Annotated in this window: 13 protein-coding genes and 1 tRNA gene; 5 read left to right on the top strand and 9 right to left on the bottom strand. The window is 31.8% G+C overall.

Annotated elements, in window-relative coordinates:
* Nucleotides 1-65: 65 nt before the first annotated feature.
* The 3 genes from I0K12_RS04495 to I0K12_RS04485 form a co-directional block, all read right to left on the bottom strand.
* Nucleotides 66-1,925 (bottom strand): ABC-F family ATP-binding cassette domain-containing protein, encoded by a 1,860-nt coding sequence (locus I0K12_RS04495; RefSeq protein WP_196885695.1) that lies wholly within the window; start codon nt 1,923-1,925, stop codon nt 66-68.
* Nucleotides 1,926-2,056: 131 nt separating this feature from the next.
* Entirely contained in the window at nt 2,057-3,268 is a 1,212-nt protein-coding gene (gene odhB, locus I0K12_RS04490; RefSeq protein ID WP_196885694.1) for a 2-oxoglutarate dehydrogenase complex dihydrolipoyllysine-residue succinyltransferase, read from the bottom strand.
* Between the two features lie 28 nt (nt 3,269-3,296).
* Complete coding sequence (locus I0K12_RS04485) at nt 3,297-6,038, bottom strand: 2-oxoglutarate dehydrogenase E1 component (RefSeq protein ID WP_196885693.1); 2,742 nt, start codon at nt 6,036-6,038, stop codon at nt 3,297-3,299.
* Between the two features lie 463 nt (nt 6,039-6,501).
* Between I0K12_RS04485 and I0K12_RS04480 the strand changes: the two genes are divergently transcribed.
* Nucleotides 6,502-6,575, top strand: a tRNA-Asn gene (locus I0K12_RS04480).
* Between the two features lie 320 nt (nt 6,576-6,895).
* Here the strand turns inward: I0K12_RS04480 and I0K12_RS04475 are convergent.
* The 3 genes from I0K12_RS04475 to I0K12_RS04465 form a co-directional block, all read right to left on the bottom strand.
* On the bottom strand, nt 6,896-8,710 hold the full coding sequence (locus I0K12_RS04475; protein ID WP_196885692.1) for a sodium:solute symporter family protein: 1,815 nt from the start codon (nt 8,708-8,710) through the stop codon (nt 6,896-6,898).
* 220 nt (nt 8,711-8,930) lie between these two features.
* On the bottom strand, nt 8,931-9,986 hold the full coding sequence (gene thiL, locus I0K12_RS04470) for a thiamine-phosphate kinase (protein ID WP_196885691.1): 1,056 nt from the start codon (nt 9,984-9,986) through the stop codon (nt 8,931-8,933).
* Nucleotides 9,987-9,998: 12 nt separating this feature from the next.
* A complete protein-coding gene (locus tag I0K12_RS04465; RefSeq protein WP_196885690.1) occupies nt 9,999-11,081 on the bottom strand; it encodes a CapA family protein in 1,083 nt (360 codons plus the stop codon).
* 150 nt (nt 11,082-11,231) lie between these two features.
* On the opposite strand from I0K12_RS04465, the gene I0K12_RS04460 reads away from it, so the two are divergent.
* The 4 genes from I0K12_RS04460 to sufD all read left to right on the top strand — a co-directional run bounded on the left by I0K12_RS04460 (nt 11,232) and on the right by sufD (nt 15,225).
* The gene (locus tag I0K12_RS04460; RefSeq protein ID WP_196885689.1) at nt 11,232-11,561 is read left to right on the top strand and encodes a HesB/IscA family protein; all 330 of its coding nucleotides are present in this window, start codon (nt 11,232-11,234) and stop codon (nt 11,559-11,561) included.
* A 46-nt stretch (nt 11,562-11,607) separates the two neighbouring features.
* Nucleotides 11,608-13,056 (top strand): Fe-S cluster assembly protein SufB, encoded by a 1,449-nt coding sequence (gene sufB / locus I0K12_RS04455; RefSeq protein ID WP_196885688.1) that lies wholly within the window; start codon nt 11,608-11,610, stop codon nt 13,054-13,056.
* A gap of 12 nt (nt 13,057-13,068) precedes the next feature.
* Nucleotides 13,069-13,812: a Fe-S cluster assembly ATPase SufC gene (gene sufC / locus I0K12_RS04450; RefSeq protein ID WP_196885687.1), complete on the top strand. Its 744-nt coding sequence runs from the start codon at nt 13,069-13,071 to the stop codon at nt 13,810-13,812.
* An 84-nt stretch (nt 13,813-13,896) separates the two neighbouring features.
* Entirely contained in the window at nt 13,897-15,225 is a 1,329-nt protein-coding gene (gene sufD / locus I0K12_RS04445; protein WP_196886138.1) for a Fe-S cluster assembly protein SufD, read from the top strand.
* Nucleotides 15,226-15,359: 134 nt separating this feature from the next.
* On the opposite strand, the gene I0K12_RS04440 is transcribed toward sufD, so the two are convergent.
* The 3 genes from I0K12_RS04440 to I0K12_RS04430 form a co-directional block, all read right to left on the bottom strand.
* Nucleotides 15,360-15,617 (bottom strand): hypothetical protein, encoded by a 258-nt coding sequence (locus I0K12_RS04440; protein WP_196885686.1) that lies wholly within the window; start codon nt 15,615-15,617, stop codon nt 15,360-15,362.
* A gap of 98 nt (nt 15,618-15,715) precedes the next feature.
* Nucleotides 15,716-17,044, bottom strand: a complete 1,329-nt coding sequence (locus I0K12_RS04435) for a DUF5689 domain-containing protein (protein WP_196885685.1) — start codon at nt 17,042-17,044, stop codon at nt 15,716-15,718.
* A gap of 10 nt (nt 17,045-17,054) precedes the next feature.
* Nucleotides 17,055-19,760 (bottom strand): TonB-dependent receptor, encoded by a 2,706-nt coding sequence (locus tag I0K12_RS04430; RefSeq protein WP_231372701.1) that lies wholly within the window; start codon nt 19,758-19,760, stop codon nt 17,055-17,057.
* Nucleotides 19,761-19,999 lie beyond the last annotated feature (239 nt).

The following is a 19,999-nucleotide window of genomic DNA, read 5'->3' as shown; positions in this document are numbered from 1 at the left end:
CTGATTTCAATAAAATTCCATCAGTTCAATTAAAAAAATATGTTTTTTCGATAAAAAAACTCGATTTATTCTCCTTCCATTTTTGAAGAAAGCTCGAACCAGCGTTCTTCTTTTTCATCTATAGAATCCAAAATAGTCTGAAGTTCTTGAGAAGTTTTCTGAATATCTTCTACTTCTCCATTCGCAAATAATGCTTCAATTTCTATTTTCTTTTTCTCTAAGGTAGCAATGTCTTTTTCTAAATTGTCAAATTCAAGTTTTTCTTTATAACTAAGTTTAACCTTCGTTGTTTTTTCTTTGACAGTTTTTTCTGTTTTTTCTTTCTTTACAGAATCTTCTTTTGGTGTAGAATCTTCATAAGCTCGGAAATCTGAGTAATTTCCAGGGAAATCTTCAATCACTCCATCTCCTCTGAAAACAAATAAATGATCTACAATTTTATCCATAAAATAACGGTCGTGCGAAACTACCATTAAATTCCCAGGATAATCCAATAAGAAACTTTCAAGAACATTCAAGGTAACGATATCTAAATCATTCGTAGGCTCATCCAAAATCAAGAAGTTTGGATTCTGGATTAAAACAGCACATAAATAAAGTCGTTTTTGTTCTCCTCCACTTAGTTTCTCTACATAATCGTATTGTTTTTTTCTGTCAAAAAGAAAACGTTCTAAAAGTTGTGCTGCAGAGATTTTTCTTCCTTTTGTTAAAGGAATATATTCTCCAAATTCTTTGATAACTTCAATTACCTTTTGTCCTTCTTTGACTTTAATTCCTTTTTGAGAATAATAACCAAATTTGATCGTTTCTCCAGGAACTACTTTTCCAGCATCTACAGATTCTTTTCCAGTAATTACGTTTAAAAAAGTAGATTTTCCAGTACCATTTTTTCCAATGATTCCAATTCTTTCACCTTTTTTGAAAACATATTCAAACTGATCTAAAATCTTTAAATCATCATAAGATTTTCCAATTTTATGCAATTCCAAAATCTTACTTCCCATACGTTCCATGTTGATTTCCAACTGAACCACATGATCTTTTCTTCTTTGGTGTGCTTTTTTCTTGATTTCAAAAAAATCATCAATTCTAGATTTCGATTTTGTAGTTCTTGCCTTTGGCTGTCTACGCATCCAATCTAACTCTTTATTGAAAAGGTTTTTTGCTTTTTCTACAGAAAGTTGTTCTATAGCAATTCGCTCTTCTTTTTTCTCTAAATAATAAGAATAGTTTCCTTTATAACGGTATAATTTTCCGTGATCTAATTCGATGATTTCATTACAAACTCTCTCTAAAAAGTAGCGATCGTGCGTCACCATAAAAAGAGTCATTTTTTCTTTTGCAAAATACTTCTCTAACCACTCAATCATTTCTAAATCTAAATGGTTGGTTGGCTCATCAAGAATTAATAAATCAGGCTTATTAATCAAAGCGATAGCAAGAGAAAGACGTTTTCTTTGTCCTCCTGATAATCCACTGATTTTTACATTGATATTTTCTAATTTAAGTTTAGAAAGGATTTGTTTGTATTGTGTTTCAAAATCCCAAGCATTGTGTTGCTCCATTAATTCGAAAGCTTTTTGGTAAGCTTCTTCATTTTCTGGATTTTTTAAAGCTCTTTCATATTGTTGAATAACTTTCAACGATTGATTTTCTGTATGAAAAATTGCTTCTTCTATTGTTAATTCAGGATTGAAAGTATCTGTTTGTTCTAAAAAAGCAATATTAATTCCTTTTCTTGTAATAATTTGTCCTGAATCTGGCGTATCATTTCCAGCAATAATATTTAAAATCGAAGTTTTTCCACTTCCATTTTTTGCTACAAATGCTACTTTTTGATCTTTATTTATTCCGAATGATAAGTTTTCAAATAAAACTCGTTCTCCGAATGCTTTGGATATATTTTCTACTGAAAGATAATTCACAATAATCTAATTTTTTACAAAGCTAGTAAAATTAAATTGTACCAAAACATTATTGAAAATTTGTTCTAAACGAAAAAATCCAGAGATAAACACCTCTGGATTTTTTAAAATATTATTTGATAAAAATTATCTTATAATTCTAAAGCTTTTCTTGGATTTCCTCCCATTAAGATTTCTGCTGGGTTTTCTAAAGCTTCTTTAACTGCTACTAAGAATCCAACTGATTCTCTTCCATCAATGATTCTGTGATCATAAGAAAGAGCAACATACATAATTGGTCTTACAGCAATTCCTCCGTTTACTACAACTGGACGCTCAACGATGTTGTGCATTCCTAAAATAGCGCTCTGAGGTGGATTGATAATTGGTGTTGATAACATTGATCCAAATACTCCTCCATTTGTAATTGTAAATGTTCCTCCTGTCATTTCATCAACAGTAATTTGTCCATCACGTGCTCTTAAAGCTAAACGCTTAACCTCAGCTTCTACTCCACGGAAAGATAAATTCTCTGCATTTCTGATTACTGGTACCATTAATCCTTTTGGTCCAGAAACAGCAATTGAAATGTCTTGGAAATCGTGTGTGATTTTGTAATCACCATCGATCATTGCATTTACATCAGGATACATTTGTAAAGCTCTTGTACAAGCTAATGTAAAGAAACTCATGAATCCTAAACCAACTCCGTGCTTTGCTTTGAATTCTTCTTTGAACTCATTTCTTAAGTCGAAAATTGGCTTCATATCCACTTCATTGAAAGTAGTTAACATTGCAGTTTCATTTTTCACAGAAACTAAACGTTGTGCTACTTTTCTACGAAGCATTGATAATTTTTTACGCTCGCTTCCTCTTGCTCCTCCTGTTGGAGTTCCCATAGATGGAACCGCTTTTATTGCATCTTCTTTTGTGATTCTTCCGTCAACTCCAGATCCAGAAACTTCTGAAGAAGAAATTCCTTTCTCATCTAAAATTTTCTTAGCAGCTGGTGATGGAGTACCAGTTGCATATGTTGCAGTCTTAGTTTCTGTTGCAGCAGGAGCTGGTGCAGCAGCTTCCTCTTTCTTAGCAGGAGCTTCTTCTTTTGCACTTCCTTCTGGTTTTGCAGCGTCCATATCAATTAGACAAACTACTTCACCTACGGCTACAGCATCACCTTCTTCAGCTTTTAAGGTGATAATTCCGCTCTCTTCAGCTGGTAATTCAAGTGTTGCTTTGTCAGAATCTACCTCAGCAATTGGTTGATCTTTCTCTACATAATCACCATCTTCTACCAACCAAGTTGCGATTTCTACTTCAGTTATTGATTCTCCCGGAGAGGGAACTTTCATTTCTAAAATCATTGTTACTAATTTTAATTATGCTGTTTTGTTATTCTTGGATAGTATTAAAAACACTATCGATTACTTTTTGATGTCTTTTCTTAAATCTTGAACCTGATCCTGCTGCTGGTACAGCTAAATAAGGTCTTGATGCTACTTTTAAGTTTAGGAAATCTAAACGTTGCATCATGAAGCTCCATGCTCCCATGTTCTTTGGCTCTTCTTGTGCCCAAACATATTCAGTTGCATTTGGATAACTTTCTAAAATCTCTTTTATTCTATCTGTATGAAGAGGGAATAATTGCTCAATTCTTACTAAAGCAACATCTTCTCTTTCTAATTCTCTTCTTTCTTTTAATAAATCATAATAGAATTTACCAGTACAAAGAACTACTTTTTTCACTTTATCCTTCGCAATTGTATCATCAATTATTTCTTGGAATGCTCCTTCAGAGAAATCTTTGATTGACGAAACTGCTTCTGGATGACGTAATAAACTCTTTGGTGTAAATACTACTAATGGTTTTCTAAAGTCACGTTTCATTTGACGACGTAACAAGTGGAAGAAGTTCGCTGGAGTTGTACAGTCTGTAACAATCATGTTGTCTTCCGCACAAAGCTGTAAATAACGCTCCATTCTTGCAGAAGAGTGCTCTGCTCCTTGACCTTCATATCCGTGAGGAAGTAAAACTACAATTCCGTTTTGTAATTTCCATTTATCCTCTGCAGCCGAAATATATTGGTCAAACATAATTTGTGCTCCATTACTGAAATCTCCAAATTGTGCTTCCCAGATTGTTAATGTATTTGGGCTTGCCATTGCATATCCATAGTCGAAACCTAAAACTCCGTATTCTGATAATAATGAGTTATAGATATACATTTTTCCTTGCTTATCACTGATTGTGTTTAAAAGATTGATTCTCTCTTCAGAAACCTCATCTCTTAATACAGCGTGACGGTGACTAAATGTTCCTCTTTCTACATCTTGTCCAGAGATACGAACATTAAATCCTTCTTCTAATAAACTTCCGTAAGCAAGAGTTTCTCCCATTCCCCAGTCGATCTTGTCTGTTTCAAAAACCATTTTCGCTCTTCCGTCTAAGATACGTTGTGCTTTTCTAACAAATTTCACACCTTCTGGAGTTGTAGAAGCAACTTTAGCAATATTCTTTAAGTTCTCTTCTGGATAAGATGTATCCTCTGAAGATAACATTGCTTCAAGTCCTCTACGAGTAAAGTCATCCCAAATATCATTCATGAAAGGTTTAATAACTGAAACCTCATCTTGTTTTGATTTTTGGTATTCTTCCTCTAATTTATTTTTGAATTCCGCAGAAATCGCTTTTAAATAAGCATCATCGATTACTCCTTCACTCTTTAATTTATCCGCATAAATATCTCTTGGATTATCATGCTTCTTAATTGCTTTGTATAATTTTGGTTGTGTAAACGTTGGCTCATCCCCCTCATTGTGACCATATTTACGATATCCTAATAAATCGATAAATACGTCTCTTCCAAACTTCATTCTAAAATCAATCGCTATTCCGATTGCGTGCACCACAGCCTCAACATCATCCGCATTTACGTGTAAAACTGGAGAAAGAGTTACTTTAGCAATATCCGTACAATAAGTACTAGAACGTGCATCTAAGTAGTTCGTTGTAAATCCAACTTGATTGTTTACAACTAAATGTAAAGTTCCTCCTGTTTTATATCCGTTCAATTTGCTCATTTGGATAATCTCATACACTAAACCTTGTCCTGCAACTGCAGCATCTCCATGAACAATAATTGGTAAAACTTTCGAAGAATCCTCATTGTAATCTCTGTCCGTTTTAGCTCTTGCGATTCCTTCTACAACTGCACCAACAGTTTCTAAGTGCGATGGATTTGGAACCAAATTCATCTTAACTGTCTTGTCGTTTTTAAGCGTTTTTGTTGTAGTAGAACCTAAGTGATATTTTACATCTCCATCAATTGATTCATCTTCAAAATCTTTTCCTTCAAATTCGTTGAATAACTCACGAATTGGTTTTCTAAAGATATTTGTCAATGTATTCAAACGACCTCTGTGTGCCATACCTAATACAAACTCGTCTACATCATATTGCTCAGCTGCATCTCTAATAGCAGAACTTAATGCAGGAACTAAAGACTCTCCTCCTTCTAAAGAGAAACGTTTTTGTCCAACATATTTAGTTTGTAAAAATTGCTCGAAAGATACCGCTTGGTTTAATTTTGTAAGAATGTATTTCTTAGCTTCTGTAGAAAAGTTCGGTAGGTTTGCGTTTTGGTTTAAGCGCTCGTTCCACCATTTGATTTCTTCTGGATTACGAATGTACATGTATTCAACTCCGATAGAGTTACAGAACATCTTTTGTAAATGATCTATAATGTTTCTTAAAGTTGTTGTACCTATTCCTAGTGTTTTTCCAGCTTTGAACTCTTTGTCTAAATCTTCTTTAGAAAGTCCAAAGGTTTCAATATCTAAAGTAGGAGAATAATTTCTTCTTTCTCTTACAGGGTTTGTTTTTGTAAATAAATGCCCTCTGGTTCTGTAACCGTGAATAAGATCTAAAACCTTGAATTCTTTTTGTACATTTTCAGGTACTTTTACTTCAGTTTCAGTATCGTCAGTTAAAGAATAATTCTCATTGGCTAAATCATAACCTTGAAAAAAACTTCTCCAACTAGGCTCTATCGCATCGGGGTTTTGTAAATACTGCTCGTATAAATCAGCTATATAACCAGTATGTGCTGCGTTTAAGAACGAAAATTTGTCCATAGTTTGTTTAATGCTCAGTGTTTTAGATAAAACTAAGAGCAAAAATACAATTTTTGATAACAAAACCGTGATAAACTCGTCTATTTTACAATTTTATTTTATTTATAATTTTTCATAAATATTTTATTTATTTTCTAATAAAATACATAATTTTAACTATTTTTTACATTTTAAACAATAAAAAATCAATATCAATGATTATTTTTTAATCAATTGAGAATAAAAAATATTAAATTATCAAAACAATTATCATCTTTTTAAAAATATCATTATCCAAGCGGATATAACTCCATTTTGGTTGTTTTAAAAAACATGAAAAAAAGTTTAAAATTTTTTCAATTAATAAGATTTTACAAATCAATCAATTACAGATTCCACATGATTTTTTTTCATTTTTTTTCGAAAAAAGTTTTTGCAGAATAAAAAAAACGTATATATTTGCAACCGCAAAAGAGAAATAAATTCCTCCTTAGCTCAGTTGGTTAGAGCATCTGACTGTTAATCAGAGGGTCCTTGGTTCGAGCCCAAGAGGGGGAGCAAAACAAAAGCCGTTCAATAATTGAACGGCTTTTTTGTTTCTATACATTTCCTTTATTTTTTTTGGCTTAGGGATAGTAGCGGCATCCTTTTTTGTTTTTCTTCATAATGCTGCTTTAGCAAAAAAGATATAGCGGATAGCCCGACCCGAATTCTGAGCGAAGTGGAACGGAGTCGAAGAATATAGGGGAAGCTCCTGATAATTTACCGAGTAATAAAAACCTTACTTTCTAATATATTTTCACTTATGTTTTTTCAAAAAATTAGTAGATTAAAAATTACTTCTAATCTACTAATCTTATAATTTCACTATTATACTTTTATAAAATATGTACTTTTATTTTTTGCCAAACTTTGACCAAAAAGAAAGTAAAAATTAGTACTAAAATAGTCAAGATGCTTGCTAGCATTGTTTCTCCGTAAATCCAGTATCCAGTTGCGAATAAGCTTCCGTAAATTACCAAACAACCTAAAAACATCGCTAAAACTCCAGAAGGAACTGTCCATTTCTCATTCGGATTTTTAATTTCTCTATTCTGTAATCTTGCTTTATCTATAATGGTTTTCCAACCATTTCCTCCTGGTTGAATTTTTTCATAGAAATCAAAAAGTACTTTGTCTGATTCTGGTTTTGTTAGAAAAGTAACCAAAACCCATAAAAATGTCGTTGTAAACACTGCTATTGGCATTGAGCTCCATGTTGGTAAAATTCCATGTTCTGCAGAGAAAAGAAATTGTTGTACACTATCAATATGAAATAAGATAGAAATAATTCCTGAAGCGAACATTGCTGTAATTTCACTCCAAGCATTGATTCTCCACCAAAACCAACGAAGAATAAAAATCAATCCTGTTCCGGCTCCAAACATGATAATGAAATCAAAAATCTGATCTGCATGATTTAGAAGCAAAGCAATTCCTGCGCTTAAAATCATTAAAATTAAGGTTGAAATACGACCAATAAAAACTAATTCTTTTTCGCTAGCATTTGGTTTGATAGTTTCTTTATAAAAATCATAAACAATATACGAAGACCCCCAGTTTAAATGCGTAGAAATAGTACTCATATAAGCAGCAATCAAAGAAGTTAAAACTACCCCCATCAACCCATAAGGAAGCTTTGTTAGCATTGCAGAATAAGCTAAATCGTGTCCTAATTTATCATCAGCAACATTCGGAAAAGCTTCATGAATACTTTGTACATCTGGGAAAATAACCAAAGAAGCTAAAGCAACTAAAATCCATGGCCAAGGACGAAGAGCATAATGTAAAATATTGAAAAAGAAAGTTGCTCCAATCGCATGATTTTCATTTTTTGCAGCCAACATTCTCTGTGCAATATATCCTCCACCTCCAGGTTCAGATCCTGGATACCAGGCACTCCACCACTGAACGGCTAGTGGAATAATCAGTAATCCGATAAATGCTTCTGTGTTATCAATTTCTGGAAGAATATCAATTTTACCAACTACATTTGGGTGTGAAATCAGATTTGAAATTCCACCAACTTCTGGAAGATTTACACAATAATATGCAGCTCCGATAGAACCAACCATCGCCACGAAAAACAATAAAAAATCTGTATAAACTACACCTTTAAAACCTCCAAGCATACTAAAAAGAACTGTAACGACAGAGGCTATTCCAATTGTTTGAATTGGAGACAATCCGAGCATCACTTGTCCAATCTTTATGGCGGCCAAAGTTACACCAGACATTGCAAGAACATTAAATACAACTCCAAGGTAGAGCGAACGAAAACCTCTTAGAAAATTTGCGGGTTTTCCTCCATATCGAAGAGAATAGAACTCAATATCTGTATGTACATTGGATTTTCGCCAGAGTTTTGCATAAACGAAAACAGTTAATAAACCAGTGATAAGAAAAATCCACCAAGCCCAGTTTCCTGAAACTCCATCTTCACGAACTAATTGTGTTACTAAATTTGGAGTATCTGTAGCAAAAGTGGTTGCAACCATAGAAAATCCTAAAAGCCACCAAGGCATATTTTTCCCAGATAAGAAAAATTCATCGGTGTTTTTTCCAGATTTTTTTGAGATATAAAATCCAATTCCTAAAGTGATTGCAAAAAAGGTGAAAATAAAGACATAGTCTATCGTGTGTAATGAGATCATGTAGTTTTGTTCTTGATTAATTGGTATTTGCGTAAATATATAAAAAAACTGTAGGTGTTTTGATTGTAAAAGAAGTTTGAGATTTTTTCTTTTTCTAGCCTAGAAAGTTTTAGAAATAAAAAAATCCATTCAAGAAAAATCTTAAATGGATTTAGAGCCTGTTTAAATTTATATCAAAAAAAGCTAAACAGGTTCTTATATTTGAAATTTTGTCTAAATTCTATTCTTCCTCCTTCTTCAAAGGATTCCAACCTTTAGCAACCATTTCTACTTTTTGGTTTGCTCTAGTAATTAAATGAACTCCTTCGCTTTCTTGCGTCATGTGTCCAATAATTGTAAAGTTTGGATTCGCTTTGATTTTTGGATAATCATCTTGCTTAATTGTGAAAAGTAATTCATAATCTTCACCTCCACTTAAAGCCATTGTTGTACTATCTACTTTAAACTCCTCACAAGTTGAAATCACTTGTGGATCTAAAGGAATTTTTTCTTCAAATAGATTACAACCAACTTTTGATTGTTTACAAATATGAAGAATCTCAGAAGATAATCCATCAGAAACATCAATCATACTCGTAGGTTTGATATCTAAAGCTTTTAATAATCCTGGAATATCTTGACGAGCTTCTGGTTTCAGTTGTCTTTCGATAATGTATGAATACATATCTAAATCAGGCTGCATGTTCGGGTTTACTTGGAAAACTTGCTTTTCTCTTTCCAATACTTGTAATCCTAAATAAGCTCCACCGATATCACCAGTTACCACTAGTAAATCTCCTGCATTTGCACCATTTCTGTAAACGATATCTTCTTGATTTGCTTCTCCAAAAGCAGTTACAGAAATCAACATTCCTTTTGTAGAAGAAGTCGTATCTCCACCGATTAAATCAATATTATATTTTTCACAAGCTAAACGAATTCCTTTGTATAATTCTTCCACAGCTTCTAATGGAAATCTATTTGAAATAGCAATAGAAACCGTAATATGTGTAGCTTCTGCATTCATTGCATAAACATCCGATAAATTTACCATCACGGCTTTATATCCAAGATGTTTTATCGGCATATAAGCCAAGTCAAAATGCACTCCTTCTACTAATAAATCTGTTGAAACTACAGCTTTTTTATTTTTAAAATCTAAAACTGCAGCATCATCACCAATACCTTTTATGGTAGAAGAATGTGAAATTTTAATATTTTTTGTCAAGTAATCAATCAAACCAAATTCTCCCAACTCTCCGATACTTGTTTTTTTAGGATTTTTATCTTCTATCATTATTTAATTCGTTTATTTATATTCCTCAACATTTTTGTTATTCTCACCCAATAAAGTTCTTGCATGTTTTGTAAAACGTATCATTTTATCATAATCTGTTTTTCTTTTAAAGAATTTTGGTTTTTCTTCAAAATCAGAAACTGGTAAAATATAATATTGTTTTTGTCCATTTTCTATTGGCTCATACACCCAAGTTAGCTTATATTCAGCTTTATCTATAACTGTTTTGTTGTCTTTTTTTACTAAATCTATTTTTAAAACTGCTCCACCATCTCTAGGAAAAGTTCTTTGATGCGAGACAAAGTTACCTAAAGAATAGGCTACAAAGTTACCACTTTCTTTATCAAAAACCATAGGTTGTAAAACATGCGGATGCGCACCGATCACCATGTTAATTCCTTCTCTTTTAAATAAATCATACCATTCTTTCTGATTTTTAGAAGGCATGTCTTTATATTGAATCCCCCAGTGAACAAAAGCAATGATCTGATCTGCGTTTGCTTCTTTAGCTTTTGCAATATCTGCTTTTACTGTTTTTTGGTCTAAATAATTTACCACATTTGGTTTTGTTGGAGGAATTCCATTTGTTCCATAAGTAAAGTTGATAATGGCAATTTTGAATCCATTTTTCTCAATAATTAAAGGAGAAGTTTTTTTCTTTACTTCATTATTGATAAAAGTTCCTGTATGTGGAATTTCTAAAGAATCTAGGATAGAAATGGTTCTTTCTACTCCTTTTTTTCTTTTATCACAAGAATGATTGTTAGCAGTCATTAATACATCAACTCCCGATTCTTTAATGGCCGAAGCATAAGAAGCTGGAGAACTAAATTGTGGATATCCAGAATAAGGCGTTACTCCAAGAGTTACTTCCAGATTTCCGATAGCCAAGTCTGGCTCAGATAAAGTTTCTTTGATGTATTTGAAACAATCTGTGTAATCATAAGTTTTTGTCTGTTTATTATAAGCAGCATTTATTTGATCCATATGTCCCATAAAATCCCCAATGAATAAAAGAGAAATTCGATCGGAACTTTCCTGCGCATTTGTTAAAATTACGCTTAAAAACAAAATAAAAGGTAAGAGTCTTTTCATAATAATTTGTTATTGATTTACTTTGCAAAGATACACTTTCATAGATGATAACTATCGCAATATTAATTATATTAATATATTAAACATGATAAATATCATATAAATATGATACCTTTGCAAAGAAAATTAGATTTAATCTACATATAAATTATGATAAAAGTTTCAGATACAGCTAAAAAGAAAGTCATTGAATTGATGACTGATGACGGTTTCAACCCCGAAACAGACTACGTAAGAGTTGGTGTGAAAAGTGGTGGTTGCTCCGGACTTTCCTATGATTTGAAATTTGATAATACGAAAAGTGAAGACGATAAAGTTTTTGAAGATAATGGTGTAAAAATCATTGTAGACAAAAAGAGTTTCCTTTACTTAGTAGGAACTACATTAGAGTATTCTGGTGGTTTAAACGGAACTGGATTTGTATTCCAAAATCCGAATGCTAGCAGAACATGTGGATGTGGAGAAAGTTTTTCATTATAAACAAAATAAGATTTAGTACTTTTGTGCATCTTTTTTATACGACATTATGAATAAGTTTACTGAAGACGACTTAAAGAAGGAGTTAGAACATAAAGAATATGAGTATGGTTTTTATACCGATATCGAATCAGAGACTTTCCCGAAAGGACTGAATGAGGATATCGTTAGGGCCATTTCTAAAAAGAAAAACGAGCCAGAATGGATGACGGAATGGCGTTTAGAAGCTTTCCGCATTTGGCAAGAAATGGAAGAACCTGAATGGGCCAACGTAACTTATGAAAAACCTAATTTTCAGGATTTAAGTTATTATTCTGCGCCTAAGAAAAAAGACAAATATGAAAGTTTGGATGAAGTAGATCCAGAATTATTAGAAACTTTCAAAAAGCTTGGGATTTCTATTGATGAGCAAAAGAAACTAGCTGGAGTAGCAGTAGATATCGTAATGGATTCTGTTTCTGTTGCAACTACTTTCAAAGAAACTTTAGCTGAAAAAGGTATTATCTTCTGTTCTATTTCTGAAGCAATTCAAAATCACCCAGAATTAGTAAAAAAATATATAGGATCAATTGTTCCTAAAACAGATAACTTCTATGCAGCTTTAAACTCAGCAGTATTCTCAGATGGTTCTTTCTGTTATATTCCAAAAGGTGTAAGATGTCCAATGGAACTTTCTACATACTTTAGAATTAACGAAGGAGGAACAGGACAATTTGAGCGTACTTTAGTAATTGCTGATGAAGGAAGTTATGTAAGTTACTTAGAAGGATGTACGGCGCCACAAAGAGATGAAAACCAATTACACGCTGCTGTAGTTGAATTAATTGCTTTAGATGACGCTGAAATCAAATATTCAACTGTACAAAACTGGTTCCCAGGAGACGCAGAAGGAAACGGAGGAGTTTTCAACTTTGTAACAAAAAGAGGTCTTTGTGAGAAAAATGCAAAAATTTCTTGGACACAAGTAGAAACAGGTTCAGCTGTAACTTGGAAATACCCTTCTTGTGTATTAAAAGGAGATAATTCTGTTGGAGAATTTTATTCAATAGCGGTAACAAACCATTTCCAACAAGCAGATACAGGTACAAAAATGATTCACTTAGGAAAAAATACGAAGAGTACGATTATTTCTAAGGGAGTTTCTGCTGGAAAATCTCAAAATAGTTATAGAGGATTAGTGCAAATTGGAGCAAGAGCTGAAAATGCACGTAACTTCTCTCAATGTGATTCTTTATTAATGGGTAATGAATGTGGAGCTCACACTTTCCCATATATTGAAGCAAAAAATAAAACGGCTCAAATCGAGCACGAGGCAACTACAAGTAAAATTGGTGAAGATCAATTATTCTATTGTAACCAAAGAGGAATCGATACGGAAAAAGCGATTGCATTAATTGTAAACGGGTTTAGTAAAGAAGTATTGAATAAACTTCCAATGGAGTTCGCTGTAGAAGCACAAAAATTATTAGAAATTAGTTTAGAAGGATCTGTAGGATAAAAATATATAACGATGTTAAAAATTAACAATCTACACGCAAGTATTAACGAAAAAGAAATCCTAAAAGGGATTAACTTAGAAGTAAAACCAGGAGAAGTACACGCAATCATGGGACCAAATGGTGCTGGGAAAAGTACTTTATCTTCTGTTATTGCTGGAAGAGAAGATTATGAAGTTTCAGAAGGAGAAATCATCTTAGATGATGAAGATATCATCGAATTAGCTCCAGAAGAAAGAGCACACAAAGGTATATTTTTATCATTTCAATATCCTGTTGAAATTCCAGGTGTAACCGTTACAAACTTCATCAAATCTGCAATCAACGAAACGAGAAAAGCAAAAGGGTTGGAAGAAATGCCAGCGAAAGATTTGTTAAAGACGATTCGTGAGAAATCAGAATTATTAGAAATTGATCGTAAATTCTTATCTCGTTCATTAAACGAAGGATTTTCTGGAGGAGAGAAGAAAAGAAACGAGATTTTCCAAATGGCAATGTTAGAGCCTAAATTAGCAATCTTAGATGAGACAGATTCTGGTTTAGATATCGATGCATTACGTATTGTTGCAAATGGAGTAAACAAATTAAAGTCTGAGGATAATGCTGTAATCGTAATTACGCACTACCAAAGATTATTAGATTATATCGTTCCTGATTTTGTTCACGTTTTACACGATGGAAAAATCGTTAAGTCTGGAGGAAAAGAATTAGCTCTAGAATTAGAAGAAAAAGGATACGATTGGATTAAAAATAGTTAATGCTTTTTTGTTTTTTAAAGATTTGATATTTACCTTTAAAGGAAATCAATTCTCGGAAACAAAATGGCTTTGAATTTAGATGTAATGGAATTAAAAGATAAATTAGTATCATCATTTTTGGCGTTTGAAAACAATGCAAGCATTGACTTGGATTCTAGTATTCATGATATTAGAACAAAAGCTCTTAACAATTTCGAAACTCAAGGATTCCCAACAAAAAAGGATGAAGAGTGGAAATATACAAGCTTACGTTCTGTATTAAATCATGACTATAGTATTTTTCCAATAGCTGCAGCTTCAAACATCGATTTGAGTGATGTAAAAAAATATTTTGTACACGGAATAGAATCGTATAAATTAGTTTTTATCGATGGAGTTTTCAACTCTTTTCTTTCTGATGCTACACATGACGGTTTAGATATTTGCGTGATGTCATCAGCACTTTCTAAGCCTAAATACAAAATGATCGTTGACAATTATTTTAATACAATTGCAAAAGAAGATCAGAGCTTAGCCAATTTAAATACTGCTTTTTCTAAAGAAGGAGCTTTTATCAATATTCCAAAAAACACAGTTGTTCCTAAAGCAATTCAGATTTTAAACTTCACTACTGGAGCTGAAAAAGAATTATTAGTACAACCAAGAAATCTTGTAATTGTTGGTGAAAATTCTCATGTTCAAATCATCGAGCGTCACCAAAATTTAAGTGAGACAAACGTTACTTTAACAAATAGTGTTACGGAAATTTTTGTTCACAAAAGAGGAATTGTAGATTTCTATAAACTTCAAAATGATACAGAAAATGCTACTTTAATCGATAGCACATTTGTATCTCAAAAACAAGATAGTATTGCTTCTGTGCATACTTATTCTTTCGGAGGAAAATTAACTAGAAATAATTTAGAGTTTTATCACGAAGGTGAGCATATTACTTCTAACTTAAATGGACTTTCGATTCTTGGAGGAAAACAATTAGTAGATAATCATACTTTGGTTCACCATAAACAACCAAACTGTGAGAGTCACGAAATGTACAAAGGAATTTTTGACGATAAAGCTACAGGAGTTTTCAACGGAAAAGTAATTGTAGATAAAGAAGCTCAAAAAACAAATGCATTCCAGCAAAACAACAATATCTTAATTGGAGATTCTGCAACAATTAATGCAAAACCTCAGTTAGAAATTTTTGCTGATGATGTAAAATGTTCTCACGGTTGTACTATTGGACAATTAGACGAAAGTGCATTGTTCTACATGCAACAAAGAGGAATTGGAAAAGAAAATGCTAAGGCTTTATTGATGTATGCTTTCGCAAATGAAGCATTACAGAATGTAAAAATACCAGCTTTAAAACAAAAAGTAAATCAAATCATTGCTAAGAAACTAAATGTGGATTTAGAATTTGATTTATAATTTTATATTATTTTATCTAAAAAATCCAGATACTTTGAGGTGTCTGGATTTTTTTATGGTATAAATTAATATTTAAAGTTATATCTGTCTTCAATCTATTATTTATAGAATGAAATTTTCTTTAAATAATAGAATTATCTATAAACTTGAAAAAGTAAAACTCCAATTAGAGAAACAATTGCAAACGAAAGTTGAATCAGTTTTTGTTTCTTTTCTTTTTGAGAAAATACATTTTTATATAAATACCCTAATGAGACTAAACTTAAAGCAATAAATGACCAAATAATTGTCATCTCAACTTTAAAGCTTAAATCAAAAATAGATATAATTGCAGAATAGATAAGAATTAAAAATACAGGAAGAATCCTTAAAGTTTTTGTGCTGATTTTCATAATGTTACTTTTTCTTTTATTCAAATTTAATAAAAAAATAATTAAAAAAAGCTGCTTCAATTAAGAAACAGCTTATTCAACTTTAATATAAAAAACTATTATTTTTCAAATACTTTGATGTTATAAATCTGCATTAAAGGAGATTGATTATCAGCAGAATTACCTGTATATCGATAAGCAATATATACTTGATCAGAAATATTACTTGCTAAACTTACCTCTCCTGAAGGAACTACCTCGAAATTACTATTTCCAGGCCCTGCTAGAGTTGCATTTAACACATTCCATGTTGCATTAGGAATTCCTGCTTCTGTACCGTCAAAATCCGTTGAAACTAAAATTTCAAGAGGTTGGAATCCATCTACAGGATATGCTGTAGCACTTTCAAAAGTTAATAATGGATCTGTAGTTTCATTCAAATCAATTGCTGGTGTAATTAACCAACCAATATTTTCTGGTTCATTTGCTCCGAAAGGTGAGAATTTAGCATATTTATCATCATTAAATTCCCCTCCATTCCAGTCTCTTGTTCCAGCTTGTGTAAAGTTAATCCAACCTGGTAGTTCAATTTTTTGGTTATCTGTTACAGAACTGAAATTCTCTTCAAAAAGAGCTTTACATCTTGTTCCTTCAAATTGAACATCTTCTGTACTTCTAATGAATAATTGATTTGTACTATTATAAGCACTAAATACAGCTACAACAGAACCTCTTCCCTCTGGGAATGTTTGTGACTTGAAAGTAGCAAAACCACTATTTCTCATCACAACATTTTCTCCACCACTACAACTAACTAAAGTTCTATTTACAGAAAAAGTATTATCGTAGTTTGCATAAGCATCTCCTAATTGTGTTTCGATTAATTGGTAATCTTCTAACTTTACTAACATACTATGAATTGCAGGAGAGAAATCAGCACTTGTAATCAATTTTGGCGTAACCATCATTGTTTCTGGAGTTCTGACTAAATGATCTTCGTAAGTAAATTCAGAAATTCTTCCAACATTTGATCCATTTAAACCTCCAATAGTTAAAACCCCGTTCAAAGCATTCATATATAATCCTGCCAACTTCACATATACTTTTCTTCCTACATTGTATTTCACATAAGTATTTGTAGCATCTATACTGATAGCAATACCTTGTGTTGGATCTGTAGGATCATCTTGTAAATACATTACTTTATATATATTTCCTGTTTCATCACTTGAAACTACATAAGCTTCGAAAATTAAATCTGAATCTGCACCAAATTCAATCAGAGAACCTGTATACATTTGTTTTACTCCATCAAGCGTAATATTTGGTTTAATATCAATACTTGGATCTACGATGTTTGGAATTGAATAATCATCGTCATTTACACAAGATGTTTGGAAAACAGCTAATAAACATCCTATACTTAATAATAAAAATAATTTTTTCATGATTTCTTAGTTATAGTCTTACATAAACATTTAAAAAATAGGTTGTATCGTAACCATACCAGTATTTAGGGCCGAAAAGCGGAGTTTGCCTACCTTTGTCTTCTTTTAATCTTTGGTAGTTTGCATTTCTTGATTGCTCAAATCCTCCTGACTTATACAGTTCTCCTAAAACATTATTTACACTTGCAAAAAATCCGATATAATATTGATTTACTTTCCAAGATTTCCCTCCTTGAAGGTTTACTAAGAAAGCAGAATCAAATTTTTCTTGTCTTAAAAGTTCTTTTGCTAAATTTTCATCGATATCGTTAAATGGAAGTCCTTCTGAATCTAAAAAGAAGTTTTCAGTTCTTAAAACTGGTGCTATGTCTAAATAATTATTTGAAACAATATTTGCATTTGCACCTACCCACCAATAATCTGGATCTCTATATTCAAAACCTAAAGAATAAGCATTTTGTGGTCCATTACTTAATTTATAATCCTTAATATAAGTTTGACCATAGCTAATTAAAGGTTCCGCACTCGAAGATTGTAAATATAAATTAGGATTATTATCATAGATATATTCACCCATTGCTACAGCTCCTTTAAGCTTAATAGTAGAAGTTACATCGTATTCTAAAGATAATTCCATCCCCATATGACGTCTGTCAACACCTGTAAGCATTTCAGATACGAAATCAGAATCATCTCCTCTTAAACCTTGAGCAAAGAAGAAAGAAGTTTCTATTCCATCTTGATATTTAGTATAATAACCTGTGATTCTTCCTTTAAATTTTGGAGCTCTATAATAGTAACTAATATCTCCTGTAGCGATTTTTTCACTATCAATATTTGGAATAATTGTATTATTAACTCTCGCATTTGCAAAAGTATTTCTGATACTTGGGGCTTGCGTGATATACCCAATATTTCCAAGAATTAAATGTCTTCCTGTAATTTTATAAGTAGCTCCAGCTTTTACACCAAAATCATTAAAAGTTTGTCTTTCTCCTTTTCCAAAAGAATTATCTGCAAAGGTTCCATTTCTATAATTACCATCTCTTTGGTAAGAAGTATTAGTGTAAGAACCTGAAACATTAAAGTCTATTTTGCTATATTGAAATTGTAGTTGCGCAAAAGTATTTAAAGTCGAAGCATTTATATCATAACTGTATAAAAATTCATCATCCGTATAAACTTTTCTATTAGGATCATTTAAGTTATTTTGCATTTTACCTGGATCTGCAAAAGGATCTAAATCAATAAAATAAGAACCTCCTAAAAGGTCTACCATTTTAGCAAAATTGTTCGATGTTAGATTTTTATAATAAACTCCTGCATCTAAAATGATATCATTAGTTAAACTTGCATTTAGAATAGAAGAAGCTGAAAATAGATTATCTTCCACTCTATCTTCATATTGATAATAAAGTGAATTTTCTAATCTATTACCATTTACATCATATCTATTCATATTGATGTCATAATAATCTTCCCAGGTAACTTGTCCGTAGTCTCTAAAATTCTCATATGCTAAATATGCATTTGCATAATCAGGATTTGACTCGTCTCTTAGGAAATAACTTGGTAGTTTTTTATAATATGTTGGATCTGGATTTGGTGCATTAAAAAATCCTAAACGACTATTTGCTATGTGCCCAAATTGATAAGCAACATTTGTATTTAAAGAAGCCTTATCTGATAAGTTCCAATAATGACTTAAGATAAATGTTGGTTCATTAATATCTCTATATCTAGAATTTCTATCATCCCCTGCTTGTTTTCCCCAGTAAGAATTGTATTTATATCCTTTTAAATCATAAACTTCTTGAGTATTTGGAGAAGATTTCCCTCTTTTATTTTGCGCTATAAAAGCTGTTAGGTTTAAGCTATGTTTATCTGATATTTTCTTTTCAATTGCAATAAAACCACTCCAGGCATCGTAATAAGAACCTTCGAAATACCCTTCATTAGCAAATCGTCCTGAACCTAAAACGGCATAAGCCCATCCATTACTTTGTAAACCTGAAGAATAGGAAGCCATCACCCTTCCTGTATAGTTACTGTTTGAAGAAGAATACGAAACTTTTGTTTGCTTTCTATACGATGAGGCACGAGTATCAAAACTTGAAACTCCAAGGACTCCTCCGAAAATTTGACTGGAAGGTTGTAATCCATTGATATAAGTTTGATTTCTAAAAACATCATTCAAACCTCCCCAGTTATTCCATTGTGGACGTCCATCATAAAGTTTATTCATCGAAATTCCGTTAATCAAAATCGTTCCTTGATTGGAATCATAACCTCTTACACGGAATCTTGCTTGTCCAATATTAAAAGCTGCTGCCTGTAAAAAAGCATCTCTTGATGATTGTAACAAACCAGAAATATTTTCCGTTCCTCCACTTCCATTTTCATCTAAATCGTCTTCTGTAAGTGTAATTACACTTAAATCATTATCATCTTCAAAATTTCTTTCTAAAACGATAATTCCAAAATCTAGCTCTTCATTATCTGCCTTTATTGCAAAGGGAATATTTTGATTCAGATAATCTTCATAATTAATAATTAACATGTGATTTCCAATTGGCAAATTGTCAATTTCAAAAACACCTTGTTCGTTTGTTGTGTAAATTTTTGTAAATCCTTTAACGGATAGCTGTACATCTTTTAATGGTAAGTCTGTTTCATTATCTACTATTACACCCCTTATTACAGATTGGGCGTGCATAAAAGATACCATGAAACAAAAAAAGATACTGAATGTAATAAACTTGATTTTCATCTTTTTTTACGTTACATGAATTAAAATTTAAACTTGAGTTCATAGAACTGCTAATTAAAGGTACGTTTAAATAATTAATTGAACAACAAGCTGTTATAAATTTAAAAAAAGATAATTTTAATTGTTTTTTAAAATAAAATTGAAAAAATATCTATAATTTTAAAACACATTTAAAACAATGAAAA

This window comes from Aureivirga sp. CE67 (assembly GCF_015767245.1).
In the GTDB taxonomy this organism is placed as follows: domain Bacteria; phylum Bacteroidota; class Bacteroidia; order Flavobacteriales; family Flavobacteriaceae; genus Aureivirga.
The sequence above is the reverse complement of the archived record's forward strand: the minus strand, read 5'-3'. Positions and strand labels throughout refer to the sequence as shown.

Excerpts from the sequence above, each read along its gene's own strand:
- odhB (WP_196885694.1), bottom strand. The coding sequence starts at position 3,268 with ATGATTTTAGAAATGAAAGTTCCCTCTCCGGGAGAATCAATAACTGAA.
- I0K12_RS04485 (WP_196885693.1), bottom strand. The coding sequence starts at position 6,038 with ATGGACAAATTTTCGTTCTTAAACGCAGCACATACTGGTTATATAGCT.
- I0K12_RS04475 (WP_196885692.1), bottom strand. The coding sequence starts at position 8,710 with ATGATCTCATTACACACGATAGACTATGTCTTTATTTTCACCTTTTTT.
- thiL (WP_196885691.1), bottom strand. The coding sequence starts at position 9,986 with ATGATAGAAGATAAAAATCCTAAAAAAACAAGTATCGGAGAGTTGGGA.
- I0K12_RS04465 (WP_196885690.1), bottom strand. The coding sequence starts at position 11,081 with ATGAAAAGACTCTTACCTTTTATTTTGTTTTTAAGCGTAATTTTAACA.
- I0K12_RS04460 (WP_196885689.1), top strand. The coding sequence starts at position 11,232 with ATGATAAAAGTTTCAGATACAGCTAAAAAGAAAGTCATTGAATTGATG.
- sufB (WP_196885688.1), top strand. The coding sequence starts at position 11,608 with ATGAATAAGTTTACTGAAGACGACTTAAAGAAGGAGTTAGAACATAAA.
- sufC (WP_196885687.1), top strand. The coding sequence starts at position 13,069 with ATGTTAAAAATTAACAATCTACACGCAAGTATTAACGAAAAAGAAATC.
- sufD (WP_196886138.1), top strand. The coding sequence starts at position 13,897 with ATGGAATTAAAAGATAAATTAGTATCATCATTTTTGGCGTTTGAAAAC.
- I0K12_RS04440 (WP_196885686.1), bottom strand. The coding sequence starts at position 15,617 with ATGAAAATCAGCACAAAAACTTTAAGGATTCTTCCTGTATTTTTAATT.
- I0K12_RS04435 (WP_196885685.1), bottom strand. The coding sequence starts at position 17,044 with ATGAAAAAATTATTTTTATTATTAAGTATAGGATGTTTATTAGCTGTT.
- I0K12_RS04430 (WP_231372701.1), bottom strand. The coding sequence starts at position 19,760 with ATGCACGCCCAATCTGTAATAAGGGGTGTAATAGTAGATAATGAAACA.